The 17,812-nt window shown below is 41.2% G+C and carries 14 protein-coding genes; 6 read left to right on the top strand and 8 right to left on the bottom strand.

The window, feature by feature from the left end; translation table 11 throughout:
* Nucleotides 1-92 precede the first annotated feature (92 nt).
* Nucleotides 93-1,064 carry a sugar phosphate isomerase/epimerase family protein gene (locus tag ACTVIM_RS10060; protein ID WP_445612521.1) on the top strand — a complete coding sequence of 324 codons (972 nt, stop codon included), beginning with the start codon at nucleotides 93-95 and terminating at the stop codon, nucleotides 1,062-1,064.
* Nucleotides 1,065-1,793: 729 nt separating this feature from the next.
* On the opposite strand, the gene ACTVIM_RS10055 is transcribed toward ACTVIM_RS10060, so the two are convergent.
* Nucleotides 1,794-2,126 (bottom strand): hypothetical protein, encoded by a 333-nt coding sequence (locus ACTVIM_RS10055; protein ID WP_445612520.1) that lies wholly within the window; start codon nucleotides 2,124-2,126, stop codon nucleotides 1,794-1,796.
* A 67-nt stretch (nucleotides 2,127-2,193) separates the two neighbouring features.
* Complete coding sequence (locus ACTVIM_RS10050; protein WP_445612519.1) at nucleotides 2,194-2,655, bottom strand: CBO0543 family protein; 462 nt, start codon at nucleotides 2,653-2,655, stop codon at nucleotides 2,194-2,196.
* Between the two features lie 229 nt (nucleotides 2,656-2,884).
* Here ACTVIM_RS10050 and ACTVIM_RS10045 point away from each other — a divergent pair, with 229 nt between their 5' ends.
* The gene (locus ACTVIM_RS10045) at nucleotides 2,885-3,982 is read left to right on the top strand and encodes a nuclease-related domain-containing protein (protein WP_445612518.1); all 1,098 of its coding nucleotides are present in this window, start codon (nucleotides 2,885-2,887) and stop codon (nucleotides 3,980-3,982) included.
* On the opposite strand, the gene ACTVIM_RS10040 is transcribed toward ACTVIM_RS10045, so the two are convergent.
* Together ACTVIM_RS10040 and ACTVIM_RS10035 are read right to left on the bottom strand one after the other, a co-directional pair.
* On the bottom strand, nucleotides 3,979-6,039 hold the full coding sequence (locus tag ACTVIM_RS10040; RefSeq protein WP_445612517.1) for a UvrD-helicase domain-containing protein: 2,061 nt from the start codon (nucleotides 6,037-6,039) through the stop codon (nucleotides 3,979-3,981). The genes ACTVIM_RS10045 and ACTVIM_RS10040 overlap by 4 nt on opposite strands.
* A 3-nt stretch (nucleotides 6,040-6,042) precedes the next feature.
* Nucleotides 6,043-8,877 carry a hypothetical protein gene (locus ACTVIM_RS10035; RefSeq protein ID WP_445612516.1) on the bottom strand — a complete coding sequence of 945 codons (2,835 nt, stop codon included), beginning with the start codon at nucleotides 8,875-8,877 and terminating at the stop codon, nucleotides 6,043-6,045.
* A gap of 145 nt (nucleotides 8,878-9,022) precedes the next feature.
* Between ACTVIM_RS10035 and ACTVIM_RS10030 the strand changes: the two genes are divergently transcribed.
* Genes ACTVIM_RS10030 through ACTVIM_RS10020 form a run of 3 tightly spaced genes read left to right on the top strand, consistent with a single transcriptional unit; the run spans nucleotide 9,023 to nucleotide 11,597 of the window.
* Nucleotides 9,023-9,196 carry a DNA modification system-associated small protein gene (locus ACTVIM_RS10030; RefSeq protein WP_167337621.1) on the top strand — a complete coding sequence of 58 codons (174 nt, stop codon included), beginning with the start codon at nucleotides 9,023-9,025 and terminating at the stop codon, nucleotides 9,194-9,196.
* 17 nt (nucleotides 9,197-9,213) lie between these two features.
* Nucleotides 9,214-11,229 carry a DNA sulfur modification protein DndD gene (gene dndD / locus ACTVIM_RS10025; protein WP_445612515.1) on the top strand — a complete coding sequence of 672 codons (2,016 nt, stop codon included), beginning with the start codon at nucleotides 9,214-9,216 and terminating at the stop codon, nucleotides 11,227-11,229.
* Entirely contained in the window at nucleotides 11,226-11,597 is a 372-nt protein-coding gene (locus tag ACTVIM_RS10020) for a DndE family protein (RefSeq protein ID WP_445614343.1), read from the top strand. Before dndD (ACTVIM_RS10025) ends, ACTVIM_RS10020 begins: the two co-directional genes overlap by 4 nt.
* 168 nt (nucleotides 11,598-11,765) lie before the next feature.
* On the opposite strand, the gene ACTVIM_RS10015 is transcribed toward ACTVIM_RS10020, so the two are convergent.
* From ACTVIM_RS10015 to dndC, 4 genes are read right to left on the bottom strand one after another with little or no spacing between them, the layout of a single operon-like run.
* A complete protein-coding gene (locus ACTVIM_RS10015; protein WP_445612514.1) occupies nucleotides 11,766-12,914 on the bottom strand; it encodes a cysteine desulfurase family protein in 1,149 nt (382 codons plus the stop codon).
* Complete coding sequence (locus ACTVIM_RS10010; RefSeq protein WP_445612513.1) at nucleotides 12,911-13,264, bottom strand: DndE family protein; 354 nt, start codon at nucleotides 13,262-13,264, stop codon at nucleotides 12,911-12,913. The genes ACTVIM_RS10015 and ACTVIM_RS10010 overlap by 4 nt, the downstream gene beginning before the upstream one ends.
* 36 nt (nucleotides 13,265-13,300) lie before the next feature.
* Nucleotides 13,301-15,322, bottom strand: a complete 2,022-nt coding sequence (gene dndD, locus ACTVIM_RS10005) for a DNA sulfur modification protein DndD (RefSeq protein WP_445612512.1) — start codon at nucleotides 15,320-15,322, stop codon at nucleotides 13,301-13,303.
* Nucleotides 15,312-16,691 carry a DNA phosphorothioation system sulfurtransferase DndC gene (gene dndC, locus ACTVIM_RS10000; protein ID WP_445612511.1) on the bottom strand — a complete coding sequence of 460 codons (1,380 nt, stop codon included), beginning with the start codon at nucleotides 16,689-16,691 and terminating at the stop codon, nucleotides 15,312-15,314. Before dndC ends, dndD (ACTVIM_RS10005) begins: the two co-directional genes overlap by 11 nt.
* Nucleotides 16,692-17,026: 335 nt before the next feature.
* Here dndC and ACTVIM_RS09995 point away from each other — a divergent pair, with 335 nt between their 5' ends.
* Nucleotides 17,027-17,764, top strand: coding sequence for a hypothetical protein (locus ACTVIM_RS09995; RefSeq protein ID WP_445612510.1), 738 nt, complete (start codon nucleotides 17,027-17,029; stop codon nucleotides 17,762-17,764).
* The last annotated feature ends 48 nt before the right edge of the window (nucleotides 17,765-17,812 follow it).

The raw sequence follows: 17,812 nt of genomic DNA, 5'->3' as shown, positions 1-17,812 counted from the left end.
GCCAGCACGGGCGCGAACGGAAAACGACATGAAACGTTGGGGCCGGCTGCCGACTGACCGGCTCTACACCGCGAGAAGGGGGAGAAAAACAAATGAAAGTAGGCGTATTTACCGTCTTGTATCAACAGCTGCCGTTTGAAGACATGCTCGACAAAGTGGCCGCGATGGGCATTGAAGCCGTCGAGCTTGGCACCGGCAATTACCCGGGCAGCGCTCATTGCGATCCGGATGCCCTGTTCGATCAGCCGGACAAAATCAAGGCGTTGAAAAAAGCGGTTCACGACCGCGGACTGATCATCAGTGCGCTCAGCTGCCACGGCAACCCGCTCCATCCGGACAAAGCGTTTGCGAAACAATCGCATGACACGTGGCGGAAAACGGTCAGGCTCGCCGAGCAGCTCGAAGTCCCGGTCATCAACGCCTTCTCCGGCTGCCCGGGCGACCATCCCGGCGCCAAATATCCGAACTGGGTCACGTGCTCCTGGCCGCCGGATTATCTAGAAATTTTAAAGTGGCAATGGGACGAAGTGGTCATCCCGTACTGGCGCGAAGAAGCGGCGTTCGCCAAGGAGCACGGCATCACGCAAATCGCCTTTGAAATGCATCCGGGCTTTGTCGTCTACAACCCGGAAACGCTCCTCAAACTGCGCGAGCACGTCGGCGAAGCGATCGGCGCCAACTTCGACCCGAGCCACCTGCTTTGGCAAGGCATCGACCCGGTTGAAGCGATCAAACTGCTCGGCCGCGAAAAAGCGATTTTCCACGTCCATGCGAAAGATACGTACTTGGACGAAGCGAACATCCGCAAAAACGGCGTGCTGGATACGAAGCATTACAGCCAAATTCTCGACCGGTCGTGGGTGTTCCGCACCGTCGGCTACGGGCAAAGCGAAAAACGGTGGCGCGACATCGTCAGCGCCTTGCGCGCCGTCGGCTATGACTATGTGCTCTCCATCGAGCATGAAGACATGCTCGCCTCGATCGACGAAGGGCTGTCCAAAGCGGTGGCGCTCCTCAAACACGTGCTGTTCAAAGAAGAACTGCCCGAGATGTGGTGGGCATAAACAGGAAGGCGGCAAGGAGCAGGGCTCTTTGCCGCCGATCGTTTTTTGCGCTAGAAGGCCGGCATTTAGTGCAAAATACTACCGATTTGATCCGTTTCTCAATTAGAGAAACCTTGCAGAGCGAGCTTTCTTTTCTGAATGAAAATGCCGAACTGGCGCGAGATTTTCATCCCCGTGTGGAGGGCAGGCCGCGCTGCCTATCGATCTTTTCTGAATGACAATGCCCCCGATTCGTTTGTGACAGCGGTTTTTCCCCACCCTCCTAGAAGGCCGGTGAACAACCGCTGCTTCCCTTCATCAATGGGGAAACGCCTGAAAATTAGGATCCATGCAACAAGGTTTTTCTAGTTGAGAAATGAGATGACAAAGCCGTATCCACGAGTAAATCACCGGCTTCCTAGAAGGCCGGTGAAGAACGGCTGTTTCTTTTGAGCAATGGGGGAGCGTTTGAAAGGCGATCCTAATGCGACAAGGCTTTTCTATTTGCGAAATGAGCTTGATAAGCGGCTTGCCCCTTCAATCCCCCCTCCTAGAAGGTTGGTGAAAAAACAGCTGGTTCCCTTTATCAATGGGGAAATGCGTGAAAAGCAGGACCGATGGATCAGGGTTTTTCTAGTTGAGAAATGCCGTTGCAAGGCTGTATCTAGGATGAAATCCCCCCTCCTAGACACGCCTTCCCAGAGCCGCTCGCGTTCTCCCGAAAAGGCGCGGAGCGATGGGGCTACGCTCTTACCCAGCGAGCGCCGCTTGGCGGCGAATGCGCCCTTTCATGAACAGAAGCTGATGTCCGTCGACGGTCAAATCGATCATCGCCCCGGCGAGCACCTCGTGTTCCGACTTCCGCTCATTCGCCTGCAAATACGCGACCCGATACCACTTTCGCACGTATTCAAAGTACATGTACCGCCCGCGGCGGAAATCGATCCAAAACTTCACCGTCTCCCCGTTCACGGTTTTCCAGACATACCCCCACGCCCGGTCTTGGCGAACCGGCGCCATTTTCGGGCGCGCCGAATTGACTGCTTCGTAGTACAACCGATGTTTCACGTCAAACAGCACCACGATTTCCCGCCCCTTTCCAATAGGCTGATACTTATATGTATAGCTCTTCACGAAAAAATAGACATGCCTATTTCTCCGCCTTCCCTATTACCCGTCCCGCAAGCAGCCGGACGGCGAACGTTAAGAAAAACATGGTGACGAAAGAGTACCCCCATGTCCAGTGGCGGTACTCAATCAAATCCGTATACCGCTCAAATACTACCTCTACTCCCGTCAACACCGCCGCATACCCCGCACATTGCGCCGCCACGCCCAACCAGCCCGAACGCCTTGATGTCGCATACACATAGACGCTAACGACCGGATAGAGAAGATATTCAAAAATGACACTATTGTCCGTATAAGCGGCCAAAAACCGAACTGGATACTCAAGCAGCCCAGCCCCAGCCACGATCGCGCCAAAAAAACTCGCCGCATACGCATTGAGCAAAAACGAAATCGACACTTCCCGCAACGACAACAAGCGGAAACTAAACAAAAGCAATCCGATGCCCATTGCCGCAAGCAGCCAAAGAACGAGCCATTCCATACAAGCCTCCACGCACAGAAACTGTCGACTTTACCCCAATCACGTTGAGTTTCCTTTAGTATGGCACGGGGGAGGGGGGAGTATGTGAGGGAAGGGAATTGTAGTTAAAATTACAAATGACTAATTCTTAGAGAAGGTTTTGCTAAAAGGAAAGAAGCGATATAATAAATGCATAAGAAAAAACCAGTGAATAATAAGTGGTTTGTTTATAAAGGGAAGGGAAAATAAAATGGCATATGTTATTCCGGAGCATCCAGTGTTTAAAACGTCTGGAGAAAAGAAATTATTTTATACTTTAAAGAAGAATTTGGACGATTTATGGACAGTGTATTATGAGCCGGTGATTAACGGGAAATATCCTGATTTTATACTTTTTCATCAATATTATGGAATTATGATATTGGAAGTAAAGGACTATGTTCCTCAGACAATTCGGGAAATTAGAAAAGACTATTGGAAAATATACAGTGATGGGAAAGAAATCAGTATAAAAAATCCACTAAACCAAGTGATCAAGTATCGAAACGAATTGATGAATTTATTAAGTCAACATGAAGAATTGCTTGAACGGAAAGGAAATTTTCAAGGTAGGCTGAAATTCCCAGTAATTGTAGGATGTGTTTTTAGTGATTTAACAAGAGAGGACATTGTCCATTTAGCAATTGATCAAGTGATTCCAAGCGATCAATTGCTATGTATCGACGACCTTAACAATAGTCATATCTTAAATGAGAAAATCAATCATATGATGGGGAAATTGTTTACAATTAGTAGCCTTTCTCAAGAAGAAGCCCGTATCATCAAACAAGTGATTTATCCAGTTATTAAAGTTGCCCATGTTGATTTAGAGGATCCGCCATCCGAAGGGGAACGGAAGAAAGAAGAAAAGAAGCAGCATGAAAGTATTCCGAAAAACATTCAATTCATTCCTTTTGAGCATTATGTCGATGAACTTTATCACGTTGTCGATCGGATTCACCACCTCTACCAGAAGGAAGATGTGAAAAATGTAATGATCACTTATCCACTTAACCGCTTCTTGAGAAAAGGAACATTGAAAGAATTAATTATCGACTTGTTGAAAAGCAGAGGATTGTTAACAAAAAAAGGATTGTCGATTACAATTTCCGATTTAAAACAAGTCAAGGGGGATTGCAGTACAGATTGCCTTTTTATTGTCGATATTAATTCCGCGCGTTCATCTTCTTTTGACGATTGTTTAAAATTGATTATGGAGCAGAGAAGATATCATACACGCATCGTATTAACAGCAAATAAACGGTCATCGTTGATTGAACAGCTAAAAAATCGATTAGCGCAAGGCTAATCGATTTTTAGCCAATTTTGGTAGCAAATTTTGTTTTTTGGACAATTTTCTGCCCCGACAAGCACTAGCTTTTCTTTAGCCCGTGTTAAGGCGACGTATAGTACTCGCAGTTCTTCTGAATATGTTGCATATTTGTTTAGATTAACCGCTTCTTCGTAACCGCTCGATATGATTTTTGTGCCTGTTGAGTAGTATTTTTCATAACAAAATTCGAGCGTCATCTGACCGCGATGATACAAAATTTCAGGGGTTAACGCCTGCTGGCTAATGCTTTGATCCAAATTTGGAAGGATCACAATGGGAAACTCGAGCCCCTTAGCCTTATGAATCGTCATCATTGTTACATATCTTTCATCGGAATCAACATCCAAAACATCCGCTTGTGGTTCATCTTTCTCTGCCTGAATCATAGCGGATAGCCATTGGATGAACTGCGCTAAGGTAATGTGTTCATTGAAACCTAAATCTCTTGCGAGTTGTTTTAATTTTACGAGATTGGCATAAGCTTGTTTTGGATATGCTTTATGGGCAAGGGTAAATTTATAAATATAGTCTAATATTTGCGCTGGTGTGAATTTTGGGATTAACGGCTTTATATTTCTATAAAGTTCGTCGAGTTTATTGTGATCATAATTAATAAAAATAGTATCCAATGCCTCAAACGCATATTTGCTCATTGTTGGCATGTATAGGTATTGAAGTAGCTTCAGCGCATCAATAATTTCTCGGCAATTGTAAAAATCTCCGCTCCCAATCACCTTGAAAGGAATTTTTTGCTTTATAAACTCTTTTTCAAATGCTTTAATCTCAAAATTTTTTCGAAATAAAAGACAATAACGGCTAGGATCATCATTGCTTAACTTTTCCTTCAGCCACTCAGTTACTTTTTTCGCCTGCGATTCCGTCGGATTGCATAGAATCCATTCAGCTATTTCGCTAAAGTTGATATAGGTCTCCTCTTCTTTTGGCTTTAGCGGTTCCTGGTAAAAGGTATAATTACCGTTTTCTTTTTTCTTAATGCGGTCAAAGATGCTGTTTACAAATATTACTAGAGGAGGGTCGGAGCGCCAGTTTGTTGATAAAGTCAGCACCATTCCGTCTTTGGCAATCCATTCTTCAATTTTCGAGTATGAGTCGGTATCAGCCCCACGAAACTCATAAATTGATTGTTTCAAATCGCCGACGAGAAATAAGGAAGGGGCATCATCGGATCCGTCGCAAATTAATTTTACCATTTCCGCTTGGTATAGTGATGTATCTTGAAATTCATCAATAAAGATATATTTGTACTTTTGTTGGATTTTCCGCAATAAACCATAATCGTTTTTCAGTATTTTATAGCAGTACTCAAGAAGATCATCGACGTCTAACGAGTTATATTTAATCAAATAATGGTGAGCGTGGACACGTTTTAATAATTCAATGAGTTCTACTTTTAATCTCTTTACTGTCCGCTCTTCCAACGATGAATAGCGTTTCGTACGAGTTAGCACTGTTTCAATATCCAAGCCTTTCGTACGGAGCAACTCATATGACGTCGCAAGTATATCTTTTAACTTATGGACAGGCATAATGTTTAGATGCTCTACAGGCTCGTTGTTGACTCTTTTTTCTTGAAGCCAAACTTCAATGACTTCAGTAATTGCCTGTGTATGTAAAGCACTTTTTATATGGAAATTTGGATTAAACAGTACATCATCTAAATAATAAGGTCCTGCTTCACTTAAAATATTCTTGCAAAACTTATGAATGGTCGAAATTTGGGAAGAATTGAGCAGCTCAAGTTCGTACCGAAACCTCTTCCGCTCACTTTCTGATGTGCAATTGCTCCATTTAGCATAAAGGCGGTTTTTTAACCGTGCTTGCAATTCTTCTGTCGCTTTATTCGTAAACGTAATGATCGCCATCTGTGTGATGGATAAAGATGGGTTTTCAGTGATTAATCGAACAATTCGCCGAGTTAATACTTCTGTCTTTCCAGTCCCAGCACCGGCTTTAACCAGAATTTTCCTACTGTTTGCCTCAATCACTGTTTGCTGTTCTTCCGTCAGATTCATGTCTTAACCTACTCCCTTTTCTTTACAGGCGCTTTCAAAAGCGCAGTAGCGGCAGTGCGCCCCCGCTTTTTTAGAAAAGTGGCCTGATTCGATTTGTTGTGCGTAATAGGATAATGATTGTTCTGCCACGTGTTCTTTTCGACAAAATCTGCTAAGCAAATCAAAGTAATCCTTTTTAACGCACTCCAGTTTTTGTTTTTCATCTCTTGTTTCATTTACAGAGAACGACAATATCCTCCTCATGTTGGTAATAGAGTAATAATGAGTAATGGTTGGATAGGAAACACGCAATTGACGCTCACCGACAAATGTATATCCTTTAATTTTCGCTTCTTGTCTTTGTTTTGTAATGGATAATGATGCTCGGTTATAATCCGGGTTTGATAATATTTGGTTAATCAATCCTTGCAGATGGAAGTGAACACGCATTTTTACATCTTCCCAATAACGTTGCGCCATTGGAAAAACAGTTTTTAGTTCTTTTTCTGCATGAGCAATAATATTAGGCAAAGCATGCATAATTGTATGCATATTTTCCTTGGAGACTTCAGGAAACTGCTTTACTAATAAAACAACAGCCTTCTCATACAAAAAAGAGACTGCATAGTTTTGAAGATGGAAGGCGGATGAATATACGTATTCATGCTCCAAGTTTTTTTCGTAGTAAAATCGTCTTGGACAGAGTTGGTAAACGGCAACATCTTCAATTGTGATGATTTTATCCTTAGGCAAAGGCGGCAGGTTTTGTTCATACAATGGCAATGCCTGAGCATCGGGAAGCCTGCCTGCGTCAAATAGCAGACCTTCTTTTTCCAATCGATTTTCGATGGATGACAGGTCGACTGTTTCCTCAATTCCGAGTGCTTTAGCTATGTCATATAAGTAATGAGACGGGGATAATTTAATTCCGTCCTCAAACCGCGAATAGCAAATAAAAACAGACTTTTTCGCTGCTTGTAGAGCAGTATAGATATAATATACCGAGCGGTCTGCATAATAACGCAACAAGGAAATTTCATTAGAAAATTTTTGTATAGTGGCGGCGTTTAAAATTTTCCGTTCAATATCCGCCGACATCGGCCACGCATAGGAAATGCGTTCCGGATACATATGTTGGTTAAAGCGAGTAATAAAAACATATTCGTATTTTTGATATTCTACGTTGTTTGGGCCAGTGACCAAAACTTTGCTGAGTCGCACTTTTCTTCGATCATTCTCTTTTTCATGTTGCTTGTCATTTAAGACTGCGTAAATGCGTCTTGCAAATTCGGCACGAGTAATTGCAAGATGGTTATGAAGAGTCAGTTCTTCTACTATTTCCGCAAGCCGCTCTTTGATTTCGTCCTCTATTTCGTTTGTATAAGGTGATTCTTCGAAATAGCGAACAATATGGTTAAGATGTTCTGTAAATGTCATGTCTGAAGCAGATATTAAATCCGAACTGATCGTTGCAATGATTTCAATTATATTTCTTATATTAATTAAAGTGTCCTTGCCAATGTAATATAAAGGGTGAGATGTATAATCATCATTTATTTGATCCTTTGCTGCAATTAGTTCGTCGATTTTGTCGAACCAATCCGGAAATGTTTTGCAGTCCTCGAAAAAGGCCTGTAGATCAACGATGCACTGAAAAACAGCTTTATCAGGAATCTGTATTAAATCCCCTTCAATGAGTTCAAGAACCATGTTTATGTCTATAAAATGAGGGAGTTCTAGCACTTCGATACGGTCATCTGTATGGATTTTAAGCAAATTAAAAACAGCTCTTCCATGAGGAAGATGAATCAATGAGCGTTCGGGAACTTCCATCTCAATTCCATAGATTTCGGCAAGTTCTCGAACCGTCGGTCGCAGCTCCATTGGATTCGGTGTAATTAAGGCAATTTCATGAGGTTTTGCTGCTCCTTGCTCGATCAGCTTGCCTGCACGCTCAACAATATAGTCGAGCTCTTCTTCTTCGGAAACAAAACGCAATACTGTTACTGAACGGTCGCTAATCTCATTCACTTTGGAGTGAAAAATAGACTGCGCCAGCTGCCGGACAGTACTATGGGCGATTTGTTGTGATTTGATCGATTTCCACTCTGCCATAGGCGCGAAGTTCATATAGGTTGTTTTCACTGCTTCGAACGCAGGATTATTCGGAAAGTCTAAGTCGATAGGAATAAAGCAAATAATTTTTTTATCCAGTTTTTGAAAACGATTGATGAGCATTTGATGTTTGGGCAATATAGGCAAGAAGGCACCATCAAGCAAAAGCATGTCAAAGCTTTCAAAGTCGTATTCTTGAAGTAGCCGCACACAAGCCTGGCCGTAGTCAAGGACTCCTTGTTGTGAAAGCTCTGCTAAATAATTTTCATACAAGTCACAAACGAGTCCCCATGACCGTGTAGCATCAAGAGCACGAATTTCCTCTAAAGATAAGCCGCTTTGCGAAATTGTAATGAAGCATTCGGAAATATCTTGTAATGATGCTTTCCAAGCAATATTATTAGAGAATGAATGACTTTCTAAAACCCGCTCAATGATTACCGCGGATTCTCGTTTGGACAAAACAGCATATGGTCCAGTTTTGATTAATTTTAACAGGAAGCGATCCATTTCATAAAGGAAAATTCCTTTTTGCTCTAATGTTTTAGCTACTGTTCGAAAATCACTTTCATTATTTTTGAATAATTCTTTGTGTTGCTTTCTGTAACTTTGCAACCTCTTTCGATACAAAATAAGGGTAGGTACAATATGAAGTATTTTTTTGTGACTGTACAAATTAACATTTTTATTAAGCCATTTGTCTACATCGTCTGTATAAGGGGTGCAGAGTATTTCCAAGTTCATCCCACCTGTATATATTTTCTAAAAAATATAGTATAATATGGGAATAGAGATTATCAACTTATATTATAAAGCAGTTTTTGCAACTATGGATCCTCAATTGCATATTTTTTTGGAACAAAAGACACTAATAAAAAGGGGGATAGCAATGCATAAGGATGATGAAAAACTTCTAGAATCTATATGCCAAAAGCACGGTGTTCATCCTTCCTATCTTAAACAGCTGTTTCTTATTGAGAAAGAATATGCGGACAGAAATATGTACACCAGAAGTGGCATCTATAAGGATATTAAGCGTAAAATTGACGAATGGACGAAATGAGGTAAGGAGAGAGGGTCATGATTTTTGAGTATATAAAATTTAAAAACTATCGTCCTTATTATGGGGAGCAGATTCTTCATTTCCGTGACCGGAACAAAGAGCTATCTTCGGTATACAAGAAAAATATTATATTAATTGGGGGATTAAACGGTCACGGAAAAACGTCATTAATTAACGCAATCTTTATTTGTTTTTATGGTCGCCGCAAATTCAAGGCTAAAGAGTATGAGGAATTGCTTCGAAATGCAGTAAACAAAAAGCATCTTGCCGAGGGGGGGAACGAAGGAGCCGTCGAGCTTGCTTTCACCGATCATACGGGGAGCTATGCGATTGAGGTAGTGTTTAACCATCGTGATCTTAAGGAAACGCGTCGCATCTATCAATTAAATGGAGAGATGAAGAAGGTGCGCGAAATTGCCACGACGGAGCAGGCATTTTACGAGTTTATTGACCAACGCATCCCAATGGATGTATCACAATTTTTCATCTTCGACGCAGAAAAAATTCGTGATTTAGTCGGTGAACAAGACAGCACAGAGACGATCCGCGCCATTCAAAAAGTCGTTTCTTTAGAGCTTTACAATCAATTGTTAAAGGATTTGGATTACATAGCTAGGGAGCTAGCAAGGGATTTAAAGAAACAAGTGAAAGATAGCGACATCGAGGCTATTCTCGACCGTGCTGATGAAATTAGCAATCAGTTAGACAAGTATCAGGATGAGGAAACAAAGATTAACGAGCAGTTAGCTGTTTTGTCTGATGAAGTAAGGCAACTTGAGCGTGAGCGGCGGCAACTCATCGCTCAATCAAGTGCTACAAAACAAGAACTAAGCCGTTGGATTGGTGAATATGAAGAAAAGGTCAATCAATATCGAGTCTTTTTAAAAAAGTTTAAAGAGAAAGAACTATATCAATTGGTCTTGCTTCCGGCAATTCGCCAACTAAAAGAAAACATAAGAAAAGAACGGGAATATTTAGATGCCAAGTATAAAGAAAAAATGCAATTTGCGCCATACGAGCAGTTTATTGAGAAACTTCTGGAAGTGAGTGTTTTTCCACCTCTTTTAAAAAGTCAAAAAAACCAGTTAAAAGCGAAAGGAAAGGATATTTGGGCGCATTTAAATAACATTCAACGTACGCTCCTTAAAGAGGATGTAAAAGTTATTCATGATTTATCAAATAAGGATTATCACTTTTTATTGCAGTACCCTGAAGCGAAATCGCAGAACATTCGTACGGTCCTTGAGGAAATGAAAAAGGCGGAGAATATGTTGGAAAAGTATAGAGCTCAATTTGATGAGGCTCCTGATGCGGTGGATACAACCGAACTTGATGAACAAATTAAGAAATATCATCAGCAGCTTGGGGAGTTGCGCCAAAAAAAGAAACATGTGTTTTCGATTATTCGTCGGTTGCGTGATGAACATACAAAGCTTCAACGTGAAATTACAGAAAAGAAGAAGCTAAGGGATGAGCTTGGCCCGGTCGAACAAAAAATCCAGTTGTTAAACAAGCTCCGTAGTGCAACACAAGAGTTTATCGACCAAGTGACGTTGTTGAAAGCCAAACAATTAAAACTCCAAGTAGAGTCGATTATGGAGCAAATGTTCCGGAAAAGTGAATTTGGCGAAGTAAAGTTCCATCCTGAAAAATTCACATTGACTATTTATAACAAAGAAGGCCATGAAGTTGATTTAATGTCGAGGTCCGAAGGTGAAAAGCAGCTGATTGCTTTGGCGATGATTTGGGCGCTGACGAAAGTATCGGGAAGCCAGATTCCATTTGTCATTGATACGCCATTAGCACGCTTGGACAGTATTCACCGGTCTAACCTTGTACAACATTACTTTACGAAGCTAAGTGACCAAGTCATTATTTTATCAACGGATACAGAGATCACCAGTGATTTTTATAGTGAACTCGCTCCGTTTATTGAAAAATCTTATATTTTAAACTTTGATGAGGAAGAACAATATACGAAAATCGAGGAAGGATACTTTTTTGAGAAGGTGAAAAATCCGTGGCTAGTATGAGATTATCAAAAACAGGTTTTGAGATTTTGCAAAGAATCATGGCAGAGCTTGAAATGGAACGTCCTGACGTGTTAAGGCTTGCGTTTGCGAAGGGATTGACGGAATCAGAACTAATTCAGGAAAGAGAAAAAGGGGAGATGGCGAATATCGAAATTCCCGTATCAGTTATAGCGAAAGGCGATGATATCGTATTAATCAAACACTTATTAATTGATAAGGTACAAACTCAAATTAATGATGAATTGTTAGATAAACTCATTGTTAGCTGCATTGAACAAGGATTAGAAATTATGAATGAGGAGTTAAATCAGCTGACGGGGGCAGATAGCTATTTTTTCTACCTATTGGAAAAACACGGGATTGCATAGAAGTATATAAAAAACGAGGAGGGTGTCCCAAAAGGACCGGGACATCCTCTTTCACCACTATATATGCACAGTGATCTATTTTGTTAAACTATATGCTGTATCTATCTTGAAAACAGACGACCTTTTAGGTGAGCTCTCCTGTTTTGTTTTAAAATTTATAGTAGATGTTTAAATAGATAAGCTTTTTACAGTGTGATCCAAGCAAATGCAAAAACGGTCGATATCTTCTTGACTGATGTATTTATTCAGTGAAACTCGGAAAGAACTGCGGATTTGAATAGCATTAAGTCCCATTTCTTTCAAAACATATGAAGGTTCGTTAATAGAGCAAGCTGAGCCAGTCGAGATCGCAAATTGATCCTTTAAGGAACGGATAATCAACTCATTGCTTACATTGGGAATTGTAAAATTCACTACTCCAGGGATTTTTTCGGTTGGATGTCCGTTAAACTGAATGTCTGGAAACAAATCCCTTAGCTTGTTTACTAGGTATGTTTCCAATTCCACCAACTTCTGATGTTGCTTTTTGTAATTCAGCTTTGCTAGCTCTGCGGCTTTCCCTAGACCAACTATATTATGAACGCTTAATGTTCCAGACCGGTATCCGTTTTCCTGGTTGCCACCATGGAGAAGGGGAGTGATTTTTGTGCGCAAACCAAGCTCTTGTTTCCGGATAAAGCAAGCGCCGATTCCTTTTGGTCCATAAAGTTTATGGGCAGATAACGAGAGAAAATCGACCGGTGTTTTAGAAAGGTCAACCTCGATTTTCCCGACCACTTGGGTTGCGTCTGTATGAAAAAACGCATTCGGATAGTGCGATTTGACGTATTGGGATAGAGTGGGGATATCATTCAAAGTCCCCGTTTCATTATTTCCCCACATGATGGATACAAGAATAGTATCCTCACGAATGGCCTTTTTTAACGTTTCCAATTGTACTTGCCCAAGGGAATCGACATCTAAATAGGTGACTTCAAAACCTTCTCCCTCTAAAAACTTGCACGTTTCTAAAATAGATTTATGTTCGATTTTGGACGTAACAATATGTTTCCCCTTCTCTTTGTAAAAATGGGCAACTCCTTTTAGAACAAAGTTGTTGCTCTCCGTGGCACAACTTGTAAAAACAATTTCATCTGAATCACAAAAGAGGAGGGAAGCGACGTGAGCACGCGCTTCCTCTACTGCTCTTTTGGCGTTTTCCGCAAGAGTATAATATTTGCTTGACGGGTTGCCGTATTCTTCAGTCAGATAAGGCCACATCGCTTTGCTTACTTCTGGATCGATGGGAGTCGTAGCGCTGTTATCGAGATAAATCATCGTATCATCTCCAATTCGAAGTTCGCTAACCCTTTGATTAATTTCTCGTAATTTCCTGCGTACCTATATTCATTTTCCAGCCACTTCGCACCACGGTCTAAATGTTTCTTAATCAAAGTAGGAAAGTATTCATGATCTGTAATAGGGCGGCCAAGCTGCTGAGCGATCAGCGCTTTGTAAACAAAATCGTACTCCCCGGTCAAAGTATTGCGGTTAAACTCCAAGCCGTTGGTGTCCGAATCGAACGATTCGATCGGTTCTTTCGATAGCAAGGACAATGCGATAGCCAGTCGGGCGAGAACGTTTGGCGTTAGGTTTGTACTAGATTGCAGCTGTTTTAAAATGTCCATTGTCTCCTTTGATGTTTTTAGGCGAAACTGCATAAATCAAATCCCCACTTTTTGAAAGAAATAATGATTATCAATATGGACGCGGTTGGAACTGCGGTCATAACGTAAAGAGAATTCTCGCTGGATATATGGTTTCATTTGATTATAGTAGTATTCGTCCACTTCTGTGTTCGTTGACAAGATAATGACCTGATTGGCAGCGATAGGCAAGTATTTTTGAATTAAGTTTTCTTTATGCGTCCGATCGAGGCGTCCAAACAATGTATCCAGTACAAAAGGTATTTGCCGTTTGGACGCCTTTAATAATGCCCAAAGCAACGATAAAAAGAATAACTGCGTTTCCCCAGCCGACAGAGAATGCTTAAAAATAGGCCTATTCGAGTGATTAAGCATCGTAATCTCAAATGTTTGTGGGTCAATTTTAAACGAGTTTAAAAACTGGCCTTTACGCATCAAGGAATTAAACATTTGTAGAAAATATCTTTCGACCGTCCCAAGGTATTTTTTGACCTGCTCTTCTTGATAACGTGACAAAACCCGGCTAAGCTTTTGGCACAACTCAAAAATGTTTTCATCTTTTTTCGCCTGACGAATCCGTTTTTGCAGTTTTTCTTTTTTCGCAATCAGCTCTTGATAAAACTTCTGCGCTTCAAATAGCTTGGCCGTGTTGGCTTCAATTTCATATTTGATTTGCTCATGAAGGCGGGCATGTTCATTTAGCTTATTGATCATATCCTTTAACGATTCGTCCGTCAAACTATGTTCGATCCGTTTTTTTACCGTATAAATCTCGTCAGTTAATTGATGAATCTTGGCGAACCATTCATCAATTCGTTTCCCATCGAAATGACGCACTTGATGAAACAGATTTCTTATCGTTTGTTTTTGTTCAGAGTTCATTTGATGGATAAACTGAAAATGATCGAAATTGATGCCAGCAGGTTTTATTGATTGAAACAGTTTCTCTTTCAATGCCTCGGCAAAAGAGGTTGCTGCCTCTCTTCCTTCAGAATCGGTAATGTGGAAATGGCGTGAAAGCTCCTTAAATAACAGCGGGAATGTTTCATTATTCAATTCCTCTTTCAATGCGTTATATCTTTCAACGCGTTCCTCAGTTTCAATTTGTGTGACAGTTTGTTGCAATAACTTTTGCGTGATGACAAAGGGCAGCAATTCCGCTGTTGCTTCTTTGATCTTTTCAGTGATCTGCTTCTTTTCTTGCTCCATAAGAAAAAGCTGCTCGTTTAAAGCTTCTCTCTCCCGGGCAATCATTCCTCCTTTGTTGGAGAATTCCCGTTCGAGTTCCCGGGTTTTAACTTGTATATCTTTCATTTGCTCTCTTAGTTCGGCGATCCGTTTTTCAAGGCTGCGGATTACGTTTTCCTGATTGCGGAGGTCATATTCAATTTGTGTGTATTCTCTTTGTTCTTGGGTTAAACTGGTAAAAATGTTGTCCTGCTTTAAATATTTAAGCAAATCTTCTTTTAACGTATCAAACAAATCTAGGTTGAATAACGTCATAAATGCCTCTTTTATATTTTGCTCAAATCGCGAGTCGAGGACATATTGTTGGACTCTTTCACCATCGAAAAACAGAAAGTCAAACAGGCTCGGCGGTAAGTTGCGCCGCAGGAAGTGATCAAACTCTTCCATTTGGTTGTCGGTGAGTAGGATGTCATTTTTATAAACTTGTAGGTGTTCTTTTACTGTCTCCCTCGTTAATTGCCATTGACGAATAATATAGTAGTTCTCCGGCTCTCCGTTATTGTATAAGGTAAAATGCATTTCTATCCCTGCCATTTTATTTCCTTCGGCTCGGGAGTAGATATTGATTTTGTCTTTAATGAAATCTATATATTTTGCATTCGCTGATTTATATCCTAGAAACAATGGTCCGTAAAGCGCCAGCTTGATTGCAGAAAGAAAGGTGGTTTTTCCTGTCCCGTTTTCCCCACCAATTAAAATAATATTTGAGCGGTCTTTTTTGTTCCCGAAAATAAACTCATTGCGTCCATAATAAATCCCAAAGTTTGTAATCGCGAGTTTGTTAATCTGCATAGTTGTCACCTTGTAGCCGTTCAAAATGTAGCCATTCTTCGTTTAAAATTCGGTTAATGTCTTTTAGAATGCCGTATCTATGTTTATATCCGTAGTGACGAAATTCGAGATTGACTAATTTTTGCACGAGCTCGAATTCTACTCCTTCTTCATGGCAAAGCTGCTTTAGAAGCTTAATATCTTCGCTTTCGAGAAATTTGCTTTCCTCTACGTCCCAGTTTGGCCGATGACCATATACTTCTTCGTAAATGGCTAAAACGGAATCTTCCCAATCGCCTTTTTCAAACCAAATTTTGCGGATTTCCTTTAATTCCTCAACTGTGATGAGCTCGTATTTCGGATGATTCGGATGTTGTAGCTGTTTTTCAGTTTCCAGTAATTTTTTCAAAATTTCTTTGCGATGTTCAAGCGTATAAGGGCCCAACCCTAGCCGTTTGTTTTCTTCATCGCCGATCAAGTATACTGAACCGTTGGCCCGCTTCTTTTCTCTGAAGTTTTCATTATCACGGTTTTCCAAAAGCCAGTTTCTAAACCGTAAAAGGGGCATCAACCATTCATCTCCGGATTCAATAAATCCTTTTAGCGATTTATCTTCTTGTACGACTGTACATACCCAGCATCCAAAACGGCTATTGCCGCACGAAGGAGTTGAGTTGTCAATCACTAGTGGACATTCCCCCTGGCTGTCTTGGTATAAAGCAAGCAAGTCGGCGTTATCGGCTCCCCAAGGATTGGGAACTTGCATTAAATAAGTCCAAACATCATCGAGAGAAAAGTCTTCAATGGGCGCGTAAACATAAGAGTTTGGAAGCTTAGTGTGACGTCGCAGAATCTTCCCCTCGACTTTATGTGTATTCATTACTTGTGCCCTTGTCGAGCTCTCTGACTTTCGTACGCCGAGTACGACAACTGTTTCGCCAAATTCTGATACCTTATTTAAGATGAAGTTGTTAGCTGGATCTATTTTTAGCCGATCTGTACACCATCTGAACTTTTGGCGGGGAGCTGGGTAACCTCGGCCGATCAAATTAACCCAGAACGTGTTTGAAATATTAGGCGTTACTTTTTCAACATGAATCGGGAGTTCAAGCTCGTTGGCAGCTCTCTTCATTTTCAATAACTGTGTATCGATATGCTCGAGTATTTTAGGGTTTTCTACCATGGTGTCAGACGAGATAATGTAGACAGGTTTTGTTAACTCATTTTTGCTCATGGATGCCAACGCATAAAAAATAATTTGCACAACGACAGTCGAGTCTTTTCCTCCGCTGAAGCCCACAACCCAAGGACGGTCATCCGATTTATACACGTCTTGGACGTTTTTATATAAATCTTCTTTCTTGTTTTTTAAAAAATAATGCAATCCCATTTCTTATACCCCTTTAAAAAATATAATGATTCAATTGGGTAAGCTTTATGTAACAGGCGATTCGGTATATTATGCTACCACATACATGTAGTAAACTGTTCGACGATTATAAAGCATAAGGAGTCTTGTAATATTTTAAATCATTAGCTCACTTCAAGCAATGCTCGTGCAATAAAAGTTGCTGTTGCGGGGGTGAGTGCGTTCTGCTTTTTTATTGTGGAAAGCAGGAGTTTCATGAACTTTTTTGAAATTATATTAAAGGAACGAATGAATCAGGGGGGCAATGAGATGCGCTCAACTTGTTTTGCTCGTACAATCAAAAGGAGACTGTTGTCATGAAAAAGATAACGATGACGGTCAAACTGCCGCTGTTCCGCCCAACCCATGCCAAACAGGCGATGTATCGAACGATGAGAAGCGAGTTTGCCCGGCTGTTAAATCGAGTGCTTGACATCAAACGGCAGCAACCAGCTCTCAACGCTAAGGACATTGATCACCTCCTCAAAAAAGAGAGCATCCTTCCCTCGACAACAAGGCAAGAAGCGAGAAAACTTGCTCTATCCCGTTATGAAGAATGGGAAATGAACAAAACAACGAAATCCTTTCCTCGCTTTAAAGAGAAACAAACGATTTTGTTCAACAATCAAAACTGGCGGCTTCGCTATGACAACGGACGCCTGAAACTAGGGATCCCTACTATTGAAAAGGGAAGCTTGACGTTGGAAAAGTATGTCCCCGTTCAAACGAACGACTACACGGAATTTTGGGTTCAGACGTTGCTGATGGGAGAGTGGGATCGAACGAGCAAGCATTATCATCCTTCCTTTGGGCGAGTCATCGAGATCAAAAAAGGACAAGGTCAGCTGTATGAAAAGAAAAAACGGTGGTATTTTGCGTTTTCAGTCACGTTGATCATAAGAGAGCCCGAGAAACCGGTCCAAGGAAAAACGGTCGGGGTTGATCGTGGACTTAAGATGATTGCTGTCGCTGGATGCGGGCAAACGGGTGAGTATTTGATTTTCCACGGCCGGCATCTCGGCCATATCCGGAGGAGTAACTATTCACCCCGATAGTAGTATGTAAAGAAACCCAGCACAAATAGGGCATTTCTGTTATAGAAA

It is taken from the genome of Geobacillus sp. YF-1, assembly GCF_052692335.1.
The sequence above is the reverse complement of the archived record's forward strand: the minus strand, read 5'-3'. Positions and strand labels throughout refer to the sequence as shown.

What these genes read in the sequence shown, in the direction of transcription:
- ACTVIM_RS10060 (WP_445612521.1), top strand. Translation starts at nt 93, where the DNA reads ATGAAAGTAGGCGTATTTACCGTCTTGTATCAACAGCTGCCGTTTGAA.
- ACTVIM_RS10050 (WP_445612519.1), bottom strand. Translation starts at nt 2,655, where the DNA reads ATGGAATGGCTCGTTCTTTGGCTGCTTGCGGCAATGGGCATCGGATTG.
- ACTVIM_RS10045 (WP_445612518.1), top strand. Translation starts at nt 2,885, where the DNA reads ATGGCATATGTTATTCCGGAGCATCCAGTGTTTAAAACGTCTGGAGAA.
- ACTVIM_RS10040 (WP_445612517.1), bottom strand. Translation starts at nt 6,039, where the DNA reads ATGAATCTGACGGAAGAACAGCAAACAGTGATTGAGGCAAACAGTAGG.
- ACTVIM_RS10035 (WP_445612516.1), bottom strand. Translation starts at nt 8,877, where the DNA reads ATGAACTTGGAAATACTCTGCACCCCTTATACAGACGATGTAGACAAA.
- ACTVIM_RS10030 (WP_167337621.1), top strand. Translation starts at nt 9,023, where the DNA reads ATGCATAAGGATGATGAAAAACTTCTAGAATCTATATGCCAAAAGCAC.
- dndD (WP_445612515.1), top strand. Translation starts at nt 9,214, where the DNA reads ATGATTTTTGAGTATATAAAATTTAAAAACTATCGTCCTTATTATGGG.
- ACTVIM_RS10020 (WP_445614343.1), top strand. Translation starts at nt 11,226, where the DNA reads ATGAGATTATCAAAAACAGGTTTTGAGATTTTGCAAAGAATCATGGCA.
- ACTVIM_RS10015 (WP_445612514.1), bottom strand. Translation starts at nt 12,914, where the DNA reads ATGATTTATCTCGATAACAGCGCTACGACTCCCATCGATCCAGAAGTA.
- ACTVIM_RS10010 (WP_445612513.1), bottom strand. Translation starts at nt 13,264, where the DNA reads ATGGACATTTTAAAACAGCTGCAATCTAGTACAAACCTAACGCCAAAC.
- dndD (WP_445612512.1), bottom strand. Translation starts at nt 15,322, where the DNA reads ATGCAGATTAACAAACTCGCGATTACAAACTTTGGGATTTATTATGGA.
- dndC (WP_445612511.1), bottom strand. Translation starts at nt 16,691, where the DNA reads ATGGGATTGCATTATTTTTTAAAAAACAAGAAAGAAGATTTATATAAA.
- ACTVIM_RS09995 (WP_445612510.1), top strand. Translation starts at nt 17,027, where the DNA reads ATGAAAAAGATAACGATGACGGTCAAACTGCCGCTGTTCCGCCCAACC.